Source organism: Streptomyces sp. NBC_01689 (genome assembly GCF_036250675.1).
In the GTDB taxonomy this organism is placed as follows: Bacteria; Actinomycetota; Actinomycetes; order Streptomycetales; family Streptomycetaceae; genus Streptomyces.
On sequence record NZ_CP109592.1, the window covers coordinates 5,822,139 to 5,834,699 of the forward strand.

The 12,561-nt window shown below is 72.9% G+C and carries 15 protein-coding genes; 4 read left to right on the plus strand and 11 right to left on the minus strand.

Features of this window, described 5'->3' with window-relative positions; translation table 11 throughout:
- Window positions 1-395 precede the first annotated feature (395 nt).
- From OG776_RS24835 to OG776_RS24845, 3 genes are all read right to left on the minus strand, one after another.
- Window positions 396-827 (minus strand): hypothetical protein, encoded by a 432-nt coding sequence (locus OG776_RS24835; RefSeq protein WP_148008759.1) that lies wholly within the window; start codon window positions 825-827, stop codon window positions 396-398.
- 111 nt (window positions 828-938) lie between these two features.
- Entirely contained in the window at window positions 939-1,439 is a 501-nt protein-coding gene (locus OG776_RS24840; RefSeq protein WP_148008758.1) for a cysteine dioxygenase, read from the minus strand.
- Window positions 1,436-2,329: an amidohydrolase gene (locus OG776_RS24845; protein ID WP_148008757.1), complete on the minus strand. Its 894-nt coding sequence runs from the start codon at window positions 2,327-2,329 to the stop codon at window positions 1,436-1,438. Before OG776_RS24845 ends, OG776_RS24840 begins: the two co-directional genes overlap by 4 nt.
- Before the next feature lie 166 nt (window positions 2,330-2,495).
- Here OG776_RS24845 and OG776_RS24850 point away from each other — a divergent pair, with 166 nt between their 5' ends.
- Complete coding sequence (locus OG776_RS24850; protein ID WP_148008756.1) at window positions 2,496-3,500, plus strand: LacI family DNA-binding transcriptional regulator; 1,005 nt, start codon at window positions 2,496-2,498, stop codon at window positions 3,498-3,500.
- A 132-nt stretch (window positions 3,501-3,632) separates the two neighbouring features.
- On the opposite strand, the gene OG776_RS24855 is transcribed toward OG776_RS24850, so the two are convergent.
- From OG776_RS24855 to OG776_RS24870, 4 genes are read right to left on the minus strand one after another with little or no spacing between them, the layout of a single operon-like run.
- Entirely contained in the window at window positions 3,633-4,565 is a 933-nt protein-coding gene (locus OG776_RS24855; RefSeq protein ID WP_148008755.1) for an ABC transporter substrate-binding protein, read from the minus strand.
- Window positions 4,566-4,579: 14 nt separating this feature from the next.
- The gene (locus tag OG776_RS24860; protein WP_148008754.1) at window positions 4,580-5,254 is read right to left on the minus strand and encodes an ABC transporter permease; all 675 of its coding nucleotides are present in this window, start codon (window positions 5,252-5,254) and stop codon (window positions 4,580-4,582) included.
- A 1-nt stretch (window position 5,255) separates the two neighbouring features.
- Complete coding sequence (locus tag OG776_RS24865) at window positions 5,256-5,897, minus strand: ABC transporter permease (RefSeq protein ID WP_148008753.1); 642 nt, start codon at window positions 5,895-5,897, stop codon at window positions 5,256-5,258.
- Window positions 5,894-6,934 (minus strand): ABC transporter ATP-binding protein, encoded by a 1,041-nt coding sequence (locus OG776_RS24870; RefSeq protein WP_148009432.1) that lies wholly within the window; start codon window positions 6,932-6,934, stop codon window positions 5,894-5,896. The genes OG776_RS24865 and OG776_RS24870 overlap by 4 nt, the downstream gene beginning before the upstream one ends.
- A 142-nt stretch (window positions 6,935-7,076) precedes the next feature.
- On the opposite strand from OG776_RS24870, the gene OG776_RS24875 reads away from it, so the two are divergent.
- The 3 genes from OG776_RS24875 (at window position 7,077) to OG776_RS24885 (ending at window position 10,276) form a co-directional block, all read left to right on the plus strand.
- Window positions 7,077-8,597, plus strand: coding sequence for an aromatic amino acid ammonia-lyase (locus tag OG776_RS24875; protein WP_148008752.1), 1,521 nt, complete (start codon window positions 7,077-7,079; stop codon window positions 8,595-8,597).
- A complete protein-coding gene (locus tag OG776_RS24880; protein ID WP_329322551.1) occupies window positions 8,594-9,454 on the plus strand; it encodes a MurR/RpiR family transcriptional regulator in 861 nt (286 codons plus the stop codon). Before OG776_RS24875 ends, OG776_RS24880 begins: the two co-directional genes overlap by 4 nt.
- A gap of 252 nt (window positions 9,455-9,706) precedes the next feature.
- Window positions 9,707-10,276, plus strand: a complete 570-nt coding sequence (locus OG776_RS24885) for a hypothetical protein (RefSeq protein ID WP_148008750.1) — start codon at window positions 9,707-9,709, stop codon at window positions 10,274-10,276.
- Window positions 10,277-10,296: 20 nt separating this feature from the next.
- On the opposite strand, the gene OG776_RS24890 is transcribed toward OG776_RS24885, so the two are convergent.
- The 4 genes from OG776_RS24890 to OG776_RS24905 form a co-directional block, all read right to left on the minus strand.
- Window positions 10,297-10,671 (minus strand): hypothetical protein, encoded by a 375-nt coding sequence (locus OG776_RS24890; protein ID WP_148008749.1) that lies wholly within the window; start codon window positions 10,669-10,671, stop codon window positions 10,297-10,299.
- Window positions 10,672-10,687: 16 nt separating this feature from the next.
- Complete coding sequence (locus OG776_RS24895) at window positions 10,688-11,197, minus strand: roadblock/LC7 domain-containing protein (protein WP_148008748.1); 510 nt, start codon at window positions 11,195-11,197, stop codon at window positions 10,688-10,690.
- A 64-nt stretch (window positions 11,198-11,261) separates the two neighbouring features.
- The gene (locus OG776_RS24900; RefSeq protein WP_148008747.1) at window positions 11,262-12,074 is read right to left on the minus strand and encodes a transcriptional regulator; all 813 of its coding nucleotides are present in this window, start codon (window positions 12,072-12,074) and stop codon (window positions 11,262-11,264) included.
- Window positions 12,071-12,469, minus strand: a complete 399-nt coding sequence (locus tag OG776_RS24905; protein ID WP_148008746.1) for a hypothetical protein — start codon at window positions 12,467-12,469, stop codon at window positions 12,071-12,073. The genes OG776_RS24900 and OG776_RS24905 overlap by 4 nt, the downstream gene beginning before the upstream one ends.
- Window positions 12,470-12,561 lie beyond the last annotated feature (92 nt).

A 12,561-nucleotide genomic window follows, 5' to 3' on the forward strand; every position in this document is an offset into this window, starting at 1 on the left:
GAAGTGGTACGAGCGTGTCACGTCCGCGCAGCACCCGCTTAACACGCGTCCGGCACATTGGTGGGTGTCGGCAGGGCGGGAGCGGCTCCCCGCCCCGGCCGGCACCGAAACGGCGCCAAGGACTACCGGAGCGGCTCCCGGACCTCCATGGACGCCAAGGACGCGTAGGCCTGGCCTGACCCGGCCCGCGTCCCTCGCGGGGACCGCCGTCGTCCCGCCCCCCGGCAACGGGGGTGCGGCGGTCCCCGCGCAACACGTGGGAAGGGCCCGGCACCCCAGGGTGCCGGGCCCTTCCGTGCTGTTCGCGGCCCTGCTCTGCGCGCCGTGCCGTTTCCGTGCCTCTCCGTCCCGTCCCCCGCCGGCCGTGTCCCCCGTCCGGGCGGTCCGGCGCCCGGTCAGTCCTCCCAGTCCGACTTCTCCCGGTGGCGGCGCCCGAAGAGGCCCGGGGACACCCGCGCGGCCTGCACCGCGTTCACACCCACGATGCCGACCCAGGCGACGAGCAGTCCGGGCAGGTGCGCGACCCCGCCGCCGATGGCGGACAGCGGGACCGCCAGGACCAGCGAGACGATGCCGAAGCCGAAGCGTTCGCCCCACGAATCGGTCCCCTGCGGCGAGCGCGCGCCACGCGCCACCACCATCTGCTGCTCGGCGAGCTGGCGCCGCACCCTGCGGTCGACCGCCCCGTCGAGTCGCTGCTCGACCTTCTCCAGGAAGGAGTCGACGAGCGCGGATTCGTACTCGTCGCCCAGCTCCCTGCGCGCGTGCAGAGTGGCGTCGAGTTCCTTCTTGAGTTCGGCGTCGCCGCCCGCTTCCCTACCGGTCATGGTGTCCACGGTAGGGAGCGGGAACCGCCGTGGCACTGGGGTTAGCCCCCCTCTTGGGGCGGGGCCGCACCCCCGTAATACCGGCGCCGGGCGGTTCGGGCGGTACGGCGCTCACGCGGCGGGAAGGTCCAGCGGCCGCAGTTCGTCCGCGTACGAGACGGAGATCCGGCGCATCAGGCCGTCCTCGGTGATGTCGTACTGGCCCAGCCGCCACAGCGGCGGCGAGTAGGCGTGCAGCGAGACCGCGTCGTCGGTGGCGCCGGTGAGGCGGTGGATGTGCTCGGGGCCGAAGCAGAAGGACTCGCCGGCGCCGACGGTGACCGACAGATGGCTGCCGCCTATCCGCGGGTTGGTCTCGTTCAGCGCGCCCTGGACGACGGCGACGGCGCCGGAGGAGATGTCGTGGTCGTGCCAGCCCGTGTCGTTCTGCCGGGTCCAGCACAGCAGCCAGACGTCCACGTACTCGTCGCGGTACAGCGAGGCGTAGTGCCGCTCGTCGTCGGAGAACGCGACCTGTTCGCGCCAGCGGTCGGGGCGGGCGGCGAGGTCGTCGACGAGGGCCTGGAGTTCGCGCTTGTCGAGCGTGCGGTCCGGCAGGGCCTGGTACGTCATCGGGTGGCTCCCTTCAGCATGCGGTCGGGGTTGGCGGTGCGCAGGGCGTGGACGGCGGCGTCCGCGCCGAGGTCGGGGACGACGGGGGTCGCGTAGGGGCGGTCGCTGCCGCTGACGACCACGTCGACGCCCACGGCGCGGACGAGCGCGTCCACGGCGCGGGTTCCGTAGGAGGAGGTCTCGTAGAACACGTCGAAGTCGATCTCGCCCCGCCCGCCGCCGCGGGCCGCGAGCCGCTCGCCGTGCAGCGGGGCCAGTCCGGCGAGGGCCGCGAAGCAGACGCGCAGCCGGGGGTGGCGGGCGCGGCCGGAGGCGCGGAAGGCGAACCAGGACGCGTGCAGCTGGTGGAGGTAGGGCACCAGCGCCGGCCACCAGGGCGGGGCGTGCGGGGTCGGTGGCGCGGCGCCCGGATGTACGAACAGGGGTCTGTCCGCGCGGGTGAGGACGTCGAGGAGCGGCGCGTTGCGCTCCCAGCCGGCCGCGTCGAGCAGGGCGGTGGCGGGGAGCTGGAGGCCCACGCAGCCGCGGCGCAGCTCCCGTTCGACCGCCTCTGGGTCCGGTGCGGACAGACAGGGGGAGGCCCAGACGCGGAAGGGCGCGGGGAGTGCGAGCGCGCCGTCGTGGAAGGCGGCGAGCAGGGGCGTGGCCTCGGCCGGCGGCAGGAACTCGATGCCGAGGGGGCTGGACAGCGAGACCAGGGCCAGGTCGAGGCCGTCGGCGCGGGCGAGCGCGGCCCGGGCGGCGGGGTCGTGGTCGGCGGGGTCGACCTCGTACGGCGGCTCGCCCGTCAGATGCAGGGTCCAGCCGTCGAGGCGCGGGGGCGCGGTGCGGGCGCGCAGCAGCTCGATGAACGCGGGTGGCCAGAGGTGCTGGTGGACGTCGGTGGGCACGCGGCGGTCCTTGGAGGAGTCCTCCGGAAGGGAGGGGAGAAGGGGTGGACGGGGCGGGTTCTCGTCAGGTTAACCGCTTCACTTATGCGTTTAACTTAAACGGTTAACAAGGTGTCGTGTCAAGCATGCGCCCCTCCCGTGGACGCCTCCCGGTAGGCTGCCGGGCATGGCCAGGCCCAATAAGCGCACCACCCTCCGGGAGGTGGCCGAGGCCACGGGCCTCTCCACCGCCGCCGTCTCGTACGCCCTGCGCGGCAAGCACGTCTCGAAGGAGACCGAGGAGCGGGTGCGCAAGGCCGCGGCCGAACTCGGTTACGAGGCGGATCCCATCGCCCGCGCGCTGGCCAGCGGCCGCACCAGCATGGTCGGCGTCCTCGCGGGGGACCTCCAGGACCTGTGGCAGCAGCAGTTGATGGCGGCGATCGGCCGGGAACTGCTGGCCGGCGACCGGTACGCGCTGATCCTGGACGCGGGCGGCGATCCCGCGCGGGAGCTGGTCCTCGCCAAGCAGTTGCGCGACCAGCGGGTGGACGCGCTGCTGGTGTCGCCGGTGGATCCCTCGGCGGAGGGGTGGGCGGCGATCGCCGACGCCCTGCCGGTGGTGGCCGTCGGGGACTCGCTCAGCGCGGCCCGTACGGCGGGGCAGGTCATCTTCGACAACCGGGCCGGCATCGACGCGGTGCTCGAGTATCTGCACGGCCTCGGGCACCGCCGGGTGACGGTGCTGACCCCGACCCGGCCGAGCACGCCGGACCGGCCCGCCGACGTGTATGTGGGCGAGGCCGCCGAGCGGCTCGGACTGCGAACCGAACTGGTGCCGTGTCCGCAGGAGTTGGGGGAGGCGACGGTGGTGGCGCGGCGGCTGCTGGACGGGCCCCGGCCCGCGACCGCGGTGTTCTGCTTCTCGGACTCGCTGGCCTACGGGGTGTACGCGGCGGCGGCGGAGGCGTCGCTCGTGGTCGGGCGCGACGTGTCCGTCGTCGGGTTCGACGACCATCCCGTCTCGCGGGTGCTGGCTCCGCCGCTGACCACGGTGGACTGGGGGCTGCCGGAGATCGCCGCGGAGGCCGCGCGGTTGACGGTCGCGGCGATCGAGGGGAAGCGGGTGCGGAGGAAGAGGATTCTGTGTGCGCCTCGGATGAGTGAACGGGGGTCGGCGGTACGGGTGTAGTCCCCCGGGGTGTTCGCGCCCCCGCCGCCCTTACCCGTCCCATCCCCGGGGGCTCCGCCCCCGGACCCCCCCGCCAGGGGCGCTGCGCCCCCTGGACCCCCGCCCGAGCCCTTCGGGCGAGGGCAAGGCCGGTCACGTCAGGTTCTTGGATTTCAGCCACGCGTCCGCGACCTCGTCCGGGTCCTTCCTCTCCTTGTCCACCAGGCGGTTGAGCCCGGTCAGCTCCTCGGCGGTGAGCACGTTGCCGAGGGAGGCCAGTGCCTTGCGCACCTTCGCGTCGGCCTTGCGGGAGGCGATGAGCGGGACGATGTGCTGGGAGGGGATGAGGTTCAGCGGGTCGGTGAGGACGACCCAGCCGTTCTCGATGACGTCCACGTCCGTGGTGAAGACGTTGGCGACGTCGATGTCCCCCTTCTTCAGGGCGCCCTTGACCAACGGCCCCGAGGAGTCGAGGGACTTGAACTCCTTGAACTCCACGCCGTACCGGTCCTTGAGGCCCACCGCGCCGACGACCCGCTTCTTCATCTCGGCCGCGGCGCCCAGGACCAGCTTCCCGTTGGCCCTGCGCAGGTCGGCGAGGCTCTTCAGACCGTACTTGTCGGCCGTCTCCCGGGTGACGGCGAAGCTGTCGCGGTCCTCGGCCGCCGCGTACGGCAGGACTTCCAGACCGGCGGGCAGCACGGTCGTCAGGGTGTTCTGCATGGCGCCGGCCTCGGTGTCCGTGGCCTTCTGGTCCAGGTAGAGGAGCAGGCTGCCCTGGTACTCGGGGAGCAGGTCGATGTCGCCGCCCTCCAGCGCGGGCACGACGATCTCGCGCGAGCCGAGGTTGGGGCGGACCTTCGTCCTGATGCCCCCGGCCGACAGCACGCCCGCGTACAGGTAGCCGAGGATCTGGTTCTCGGTGAAGTTGGCGGTGCCGATGGTCAGGCCGCCGGCGCTGGATCCGGAGCCGCCGCCGCTGCCGCCGCCCGAGTCGTCGAGGGAGGTGATGCCGCCGCCGCAGGCGGCCAGGGCGGGGACGGAGGCCGCGGCGAAGAGGCCTCCGAGCAGAGTCCTACGGTTCATGGTTCTTCGGCTCCTCAGTGGGCGGCGGCGGTACGGAGATGACGGAAGAGGTAGCGCTGGAGTCCGGCCAGCGCGAGATCGAGGACGACCGCGACGACCGCCACCAGGACGGCGCCGCCGAGGACCTGGACGAGGTCGCGCTGCGCCAGGCCGTCGAAGACGTACCGGCCCAGGCCGCCGAAGCTGACGTACGCGGCGATGGTGGCGGTGGACACCACCTGGATGAGGGAGAGGCGCAGGCCCGTCATGATCAGGGGGAGGGCGAGCGGGATCTCCACCTGGAAGAGGACCTGGTGGCCGCGCATGCCCTGGCCGCGGGCCGCGTCCTTGACCTCCGGGTCGACGGCGGTCATGCCCGCGTAGGTGTTGGTGACGATGGCCGGGACCGCGAGGACGACCAGGGCGACGTACACCGACCACAGCGACAGGCCGCTGATCAGGAAGACCAGGACGACCAGGCCCACGGTGGGCAGCGCGCGGCCGAAGGAGGACAGGTTGATGGCGAGGAACGCGCCCCGGCCGGTGTGACCGATCAGCAGGCCGACCGGCAGTGCGATCGCGGCCGCGATGAGCGTCGCGAACAGCGAGTACTCCAGGTGTTCGGCGATCCGGTGCGCGATGCCGTCGGAGCCGGCCCACTGGTCGCCGCTGACCAGCCACTTGGCGAGGTTCTCGAAGAGTTCGTACATGTCAGGCTCGCCGCCTCGTCCAGGGGGTGAGTACGTACTGGACCGCGACCAGCAGCGCGTCCGCGACCAGGGCCAGCAGCAGGGTCAGTACGACGCCGACGATCACCGGCGTCGGGAAGTTGCGCTGGAATCCGTCGGTGAAGAGCTGGCCGAGTCCGCCGTCGCCGATGTACGTGGCGACGGAGACGAGGGAGATCGACATCACCGTCGCGATGCGGACCCCCGCCATGATCACCGGCAGGGCGAGCGGGAGCTCGACGGTGAGGAGGGTGCGCAGCGGGCGGGTGCCCATGGCCTTCGCGGCCTCCTTCGTCTTCACGGGGACCGAGTCGAGACCCTCGACGGTGTTCCGCAGCAGGACGACGAGGGAGTAGATCGTCAGGCCGATCACCGTGGTGGTGCGGGTCAGACCGCTCACCGGGAGGAGGAGGACGAAGATCGCGATCGAGGGGATCGTGAAGAGGACGTTCGAGAGGCCGAGGAGCGCCCCGCGGAGGGCGCGCACCCGGTGGGCCAGGACCGCCAGCGGGAGGGAGATCACCAGGCCGAGGAGGACCGCGGAGAGCGCGGCCTGCAGATGGGAGAGGGTGAGGGAGGTCAGGTCGTCGGTGTGGTCGCCCAGCCAGGACCAGTCGATGGTCATATGGCGACGCCCGCGGTGCCGTGGGCCCTGGCGGCGTGCTCGTGGATGTCGTCCCGGGAGGTGACGCCGGTCAGCGCGCCCTGCGCGTCGACACGTGCCACCAGGCCGGCCGGCGAGGCGATCGACTCGTTCAGGGCGGCGAGCAGGGAGTCGCCGTCGCGCAGCGGCCGTACGGGGAAGGTGGTGTCGCCGGAGGCGGAGCGCCAGCTCAGCGGGTGGCGGTCCGCGTCGAGGGCGAGGGTCCAGGCGCCGCCCTCGGGGGCCGGGCCCTGTGGCACGTCGGCGAGGTTCGCCAGCGAGAGGAGCTTCAGACCGCGCTCGGCGCCCAGGAAGTCGGCGACGAAGTCGTCCGCCGGGCGGGCGAGCAGTTCGGCGGGGCTCGCGCACTGCACCAGATGTCCGCCGGTCCGGAAGATCGCGATCTGGTCGCCGAGCCGGACGGCCTCGTCGACGTCGTGCGTGACGAAGACGATGGTCTTGTTCAACTCCTTCTGCAGCCGCAGCAGTTCGTCCTGTAGCTGGGTGCGCACCACCGGGTCGACCGCGCCGAAGGGTTCGTCCATGAGCAGGACGGGCGGGTCGGCGGCGAGTGCGCGGGCCACGCCGACGCGCTGCTGCTGGCCGCCGGAGAGCTGGTGCGGGTAGCGCTTGCCGGCGTCGGCGGCCAGACCGACCGTCTCCAGGAGCTCGGCCGCCCGGGCGCGGGCCTTCCGGCGGCCCCAGCCCAGCAGCAGCGGCACGGTCGCGATGTTGTCGAGCACCGTGCGGTGCGGGAAGAGGCCGGACTGCTGGATGACGTAGCCGATGGAGCGGCGCAGTTCGGCGGCGTCCCGTTCCAGGACGTCCTTGCCCCCGACGCGGATGGTGCCGGAGGTGGGATCGACCATCCGGTTGATCATCCTCAGGGTGGTGGTCTTACCGCAACCGGAGGATCCGACGAGGACGGTCACGCCGCCTTCCGGCATTTCCAGAGAGAGGTCGTGGACTGCGGTGGTGCCGTTGGGGAAGCGCTTGTGGACCGTGTCGAACTGGATCATGAGGTGTCCCTTGCCCGGTCTGCATATCGTCATGCAGAGTTCTCTGTATCTGAATAGGTTGTCAACGGTCCGGCGTTAATCGCTGGTTACTTGTGGCCGCCAGGCAAGATTCAATGTCGGGATTGAGGGGAGTTCGGGCTCTATGTCGTCTCGGAATGTGGACACGTTCGGCGTCGTGGACGCACCGGTCACGGCCGGGCTCGTGGTCCTGGACGGGTGCGGCACCGGCGTCGCGGACATCGTCCGGCTCGCCGACGGCACCGCCCGCCCGGTCCCCGGCACCGAGGCGATGAAGCGCGTCGAAGCGTCCTGGGACGCCGCCCGGCAGATCGCGGCGACCGGCAGGGTCTACGGCCGCTCCACCGGCGTCGGCGCCAACCGGAACGAGGACGTGCCGACCGAGGCCGCCGCCGAGCACGGCCTGCGGCTGCTGCGCAGCCACGCCGGGGCGATCGGCGAGGAGCTCCCCGCCCGGCAGGTACGGGCCATGCTCGCCGTCCGCGCCAACCAGTTGCTGGCGGGCGGGGCGGGGCTGCGGCCCACCGTCGTCACCGCGCTGTGCGAGGCGCTGGAGACCGGGGCGTACCCCGTCGTGAACGAGTTCGGATCGGTCGGCACCGGAGACATCGCGGCGCTGGCCCAGCTCGGACTGGCCCTCGTGGGCGAGCACCGGTGGAGGGGAACCGACGCCCCGAAGCCGCAGCCCCTCGACAACAACGACGCCCTCGCGCTGATCAGCAGCAACGCGCTCACCCTCGGCCAGTCCGCCCTCGCCCTGCACGAGCTGCGCGGACTGATCGCGGCCACCCAGGTCGTCGCAGCGCTGTCACTGGTGGCCGTGGACGGTTCGTACGAGGCGTACGCCGCCCCCGTGCACGCCGCGCGACCGCACCGGGGCTCCGGCGAGGTCGCCCGGCGGATGCGGGAACTGATCGGCGCCGCCGACCGGCCCACCCCGCCGCTCGGACGCATCCAGGACCCGTACGGCTTCCGGTGCCTCCCGCAGATCCACGGGCCCGCGCACGACGCCGCGGACGCGCTCGACGAGGTCCTCGGGGTCGAGATCAACGCGGCCGCCGAGAACCCCCTGATCTCCGCCGAGGACATGGCCGCCTATCACCACGGCGGCTTCTACCAGGCCCAACTCGCGCTCGCCCTGGACCACTTCAGGCTGGCCGTCACCCAGGTGGCCCGCCTGTCCACCTCACGGCTCTCCACCCTCAACGAACCCGCCTACACCCGGCTGCGCCCCTTCCTCGCCGACCCCGAACCCGCGTCCTCCGGTGTGATGATCCTGGAGTACGCCGCCGGTGCGGCCCTCGGTGACCTGCGGGCCTTCTCCGCACCCGCCTCGCTCGGGCACGCTGTACTCTCCCGGGGCGTCGAGGAACAGGCGAGTTTCGCCTCGCTCGCCGCACGGCAGACACTGCGGGCGTGCGGTGCCTACCGTCTCGTCGTCGGCTGTGAACTGGTCGCCGCCGTAAGGGCGCTGCGCCAGCGCGACCTGCGGCCCGACCCGGAGCTGCCGGTCGGACGGGCGCTGGAACTGGCCGAGTCGGTGCTCGGGCCCGACCAGGCCGACCGGCCGCTCACCGACGACGTGACGGCGGCCGCCGCGCTGCTCGACCGGTTCACGGACATCTGGAGGGGGAGCGGATCATGAGCGTGGACAGGGACACGAGTGTGACGGACAGCCCGGCCGGGCGCCTTCAGGCGCTCTTCGAGGGGCACCGGCTGACACCGACCCAACGGCGCATCGCGCACAGCATGGTGCGGCGCGCGGCCGACGTGCCCTTCCTGTCGAGCGTCGAACTCGCCGAACTCGCGGGCGTCAGCCAGCCGTCGGTGACGCGCTTCGCGGTCGCGCTCGGCTTCGACGGCTACCCGGCACTGCGCCGGCACCTGCGGGAGGTCGCCCCCGCCGAACGGTCGGCCGCCCCGGGCTCGTACAACGAGTACCAGCAGGCCGTCGAGGCGGAGATCGAGAACCTGAAGCACCTCGCCGCGGTGCTCGCCGACCCGCGTCCGGTGCAGCGGGCGGGGCGGCTGCTGGCGGCCTCCCGCCCGCTCCAGGTGCTCGGGCTGCGGGCCGCGGCATCCCAGGCGTACGGCTTCGCGTACTTCGCCGCCAAGGTCCACCCCGACGTGCGGCTGCTGCACGAGGGCGGCACCATGCTGCACGACCGCGTCGACGCGGCCGTGCGCGCCGGGGCGACCGCCCTGCTCTGTTTCGCGCTGCCCCGCCACCCGCGCGAGGTCGTGGACTCCCTCGGCTACGCGAAGGAGGCGGGTCTGACGGTCGTCACGGTCGCGGACTCCGCCTTCGCGCCGGTGGCCAAGGTGTCGGACCTGCTGCTGCCCGCCGCCGTCGGCACCGGTCTCGCCTTCGACACGGCCTGTGCCCCCATGCTGCTCGGGCGGGTCCTGCTGGAGGCGATGTGCGACGACCTGCCGGACGCCCAGGCGCGGCTGGAGGAGTTCGACACCCGGGCTTCGGCCCGGGGGCTGTTCGTCGAGTAGCCGTCGAACGGGTCCCGTGGTCGCGCCGGGGCGGCCGTCGCGCCGGGCCCGCCTCCCGGGAGCGGTCCGTCTGCGGACGCGTCCGCGCGTCTCCGACGGAGGGCGATTGCGCCGGGCGGTGCGGGGGTTCGGGGTGCGCGGCCCCCCCCCGGGGGCCGAAGGCGGGCGGCCGCGCTTCTCAGACTCGTCTCACCTTCGCTCGCTAGCGTGCCCGCGCGAAGACGCGGACGGCGGACGAAAGGGAGGCGGAAGGTGGCGCACGGAGGGCAGGGACTGGCTCGGGTGGCCGTCGTCGTGAGGGCCGGGGCGGCGCCGCTGTGGTGGTGCGGAGTGTTCGCGGCCGGCATCGGTGTGCTGGTGCCGGGCCTGACCGGGCGTCGTATCGGCGTCCTGGCCGGCGCCGCGCTGTTCGTCCTGGCCGCCGCCGCTGCCGCCCGCGCCCGCAGGAAGCGGTATGCCGCGCTGGTCCGCTCCGCGGCCCGGGCGGGCAAGCACGACGTGCTGCAGGACCGGGCCGTGACGATACGCAACTGGCGGCGCGGCCACCGCTGGTGGCTGCTGCTCGCCTTCGTGGCCGCGCTGGGCAGCTCCTTCGCCGTGCCCGCCGCCGGCGGCATGCTGGTGGCCGGCGTGGGAGTGGGACTGCGGCTGAAGGCCGGCTGGCTCGGGCGCCGCGAACAGGCCGAGGAGGCGCTGATCTGGGTACGGGTCGACTGGCTCGGCCGGGGCTCCGGCGCCCCCGCGGGCAAGTCGGTCAAGGCCTGCCGGGCCACCGGAGTGGCGGCCGGCGACGCCGCGCCCGGAGGAACGCGACGTCGCTGACCGGTGACCGGCCCGGCCGGTTACACCTCGAGGTCCGCCTCGATCCTCTTCAGCTGGTGCCTGGCCATCGCCAGGTTGGCCCGCTTCGCGTCGAGCACCAGGTAGAGGAACAGCCCGTTGCCGCCACGTCCCTTCATCAGCCGGATCAGGTGGTACTGGTCGGAGAGCGTGATCAGGATGTCCTCGATCTCGCCCTTCAGGCCGAGGTGCTCCATGGTGCGCAGCTTGGCGCGGACGACGTCGGTGTTGCCCGCCGCCGCGACGGTGAGGTCGAAGCCCTTGCTGCCGCCGATCGTGCCCAGCGCCATGCCGCTGGTGTAGTCGACGAGAGCCGCTCCGGTCGCGCCCTCGATGGACGCCAGCGCCTCTTTCAGTGCGGTTTCGGTGTTCGTCATGGTGTGGTTCTCCCTCTCAGCTTTCCGATGTGCGTGGGGTGTTGGGTGTAGGAGCGGTCGGTGTACGGGGCGCGGCGCGCGTCGGACGCGGGCGGGTGGGGAGCGGAGCGGTCCGCGTGGGGGCCCTCGCCGGGTGGACCGGCTCGCCGCGCGCCGTCGCGGCCTCCACGAGTTCGCCGATCCGGGAGCCGGAGCGCCGGCCCTCCAGATGCAGCCGGCCGACGTTGACCCGGTCCTGGGCCAGCAGGGTCAGGACGGCGGAGCTGCCCGCCGCGTACGTCGCCACATAGCCCTGGACGCCGCGCACCAGCAGTTCGCGGAAGTCGCCCTGCCCGGTGGCGTCCGCCATCCGCATGGCGACCCCCAGCGCGGCCGCGGTGAGCGCGGCCACACCCTCGGGTTCCACTCCGGGTGTGTCGTGGGCGAGCACGAGACCGTCGACGCTGGCCGCCAGAGCACCGGTCAGTTGGGGCACGCGGGCCCTCAACCGGTGCAGTTCGTCGAGGACTTCGGGTTCCGCCGCCATCAGCAGTCTCCTCTCGGCACGCTGTCGCAGCGCGCGGATCACAGGGCCTCCCGTCGTTCCGGGGTCACAGCGCCTCCAGCGCGTCTCGCAGCCGGCGCAGCAGGGCGACGTCGGGATCGGCGGAGGACTGGGTGAGCACAGTGGGCACCGGGGCCCGTTCCGGCGGGGTCGCCGCCGTCACGACCCCGGCGGCGGCCAGCCGGCGGACGTCGACCAGGGTGTGGAAGGCCGGCCGTCCCAGGGCGAGCGAGATGTCCGAGGCCGTGCGCAGACCGTCCACCCGGCCGAGGACGGCCCACTGCCGGAGCGGGACCGACGGCTCGCAGGAGCGCCGGGAGCGCACCAGCGGGGCGGTGTCCGTCGCGGCCTCGGGCCAGACGCGGTGCAGCAGCTCACGCCGGCGCACCGTCTCGCGTTCCAGGGCGGCCACCGGTACGGGACGTACCGGACCGAGCCAGTGCGCGGCCCCGTACCGGAACCGGGCCGGGGTGCTGCTCGGCCCCAGCACGAAGTAGGCCGCGTCGTACAGCGCCCCGAGGTGGCACAGTTCGAGCGCGCCCTCGGCGATCCGGCCGCGTTCCACCAGGAACCGGCCGACCCGGCGTCGCGCGCCGGCCTCGGCGACCGCCTCCCGCCAGGCCTCCGCCGCCACCACTCCGCGTGCGGTGAGCAGCACGTCGAGCGAGGGCGTGGCGGGGCTCTCGGCGTGCACGACGTCTCCGTCGCAGAGGTAGAGCACCCCGCGCTCGCGCACCAGCACGCCGGTGGCGCGCTCGGCGGCCAGGCGACTGAGCATCGGCGAGACGCCGTTGACGGAGCCCGTCTCCTTGTCGCGCACCGGAAGGTCGAGCGGAGGCGGCGTTCTGACCGTGGTCATCCCAGCACCAGCCGTCCCGCCATCTCGCCCAGCCTGATCCTGGCCAGGGCCAGATTGCCGTCCGTCCGGTCCAGCCAGAGGTGCAGGAAGACGCTGCTGTCGAAGGTGGTCCTGACGAACCGCAGCAGGTGGTAGCTGTCGCGGTTGCTGACGATCAGGTCCTCGACCGGTGTCTCCTGCTCGGACCAGTCGGAACCGTCGGCCGGGGCGAACGCCTTGTGCTCGGCTGCGAGCCGCGCGAGCTCGGCGGCCTCGGCCGCGGTCGTCTCGTGGTCACCGCCCGGCGCGTCCCCGACCGTGCCCAGGGCCAGCCCGCTGGTCCAGTCGACCACCGCCGCACCCCGGGCACCGGGCAGTCGCATGGCTTCCAGTAGGCACTCGTCGATTCCGGGCACCGTTTATCCCCTCCCGCCAAAGGGTTCGGCCGAGTGACGACGAAGTTACGCAACGTGTGCGTGGCGAGTGATGGAAATGGCATTTTCCTGTG

Bases quoted from the DNA above. Each gene is read 5' to 3' on its own strand.
- OG776_RS24835 (WP_148008759.1), bottom strand. From the start codon at position 827: ATGACCGGTAGGGAAGCGGGCGGCGACGCCGAACTCAAGAAGGAACTC.
- OG776_RS24840 (WP_148008758.1), bottom strand. From the start codon at position 1,439: ATGACGTACCAGGCCCTGCCGGACCGCACGCTCGACAAGCGCGAACTC.
- OG776_RS24850 (WP_148008756.1), top strand. From the start codon at position 2,496: ATGGCCAGGCCCAATAAGCGCACCACCCTCCGGGAGGTGGCCGAGGCC.
- OG776_RS24855 (WP_148008755.1), bottom strand. From the start codon at position 4,565: ATGAACCGTAGGACTCTGCTCGGAGGCCTCTTCGCCGCGGCCTCCGTC.
- OG776_RS24860 (WP_148008754.1), bottom strand. From the start codon at position 5,254: ATGTACGAACTCTTCGAGAACCTCGCCAAGTGGCTGGTCAGCGGCGAC.
- OG776_RS24865 (WP_148008753.1), bottom strand. From the start codon at position 5,897: ATGACCATCGACTGGTCCTGGCTGGGCGACCACACCGACGACCTGACC.
- OG776_RS24870 (WP_148009432.1), bottom strand. From the start codon at position 6,934: ATGATCCAGTTCGACACGGTCCACAAGCGCTTCCCCAACGGCACCACC.
- OG776_RS24875 (WP_148008752.1), top strand. From the start codon at position 7,077: ATGTCGTCTCGGAATGTGGACACGTTCGGCGTCGTGGACGCACCGGTC.
- OG776_RS24880 (WP_329322551.1), top strand. From the start codon at position 8,594: ATGAGCGTGGACAGGGACACGAGTGTGACGGACAGCCCGGCCGGGCGC.
- OG776_RS24890 (WP_148008749.1), bottom strand. From the start codon at position 10,671: ATGACGAACACCGAAACCGCACTGAAAGAGGCGCTGGCGTCCATCGAG.
- OG776_RS24895 (WP_148008748.1), bottom strand. From the start codon at position 11,197: ATGGCGGCGGAACCCGAAGTCCTCGACGAACTGCACCGGTTGAGGGCC.
- OG776_RS24900 (WP_148008747.1), bottom strand. From the start codon at position 12,074: ATGACCACGGTCAGAACGCCGCCTCCGCTCGACCTTCCGGTGCGCGAC.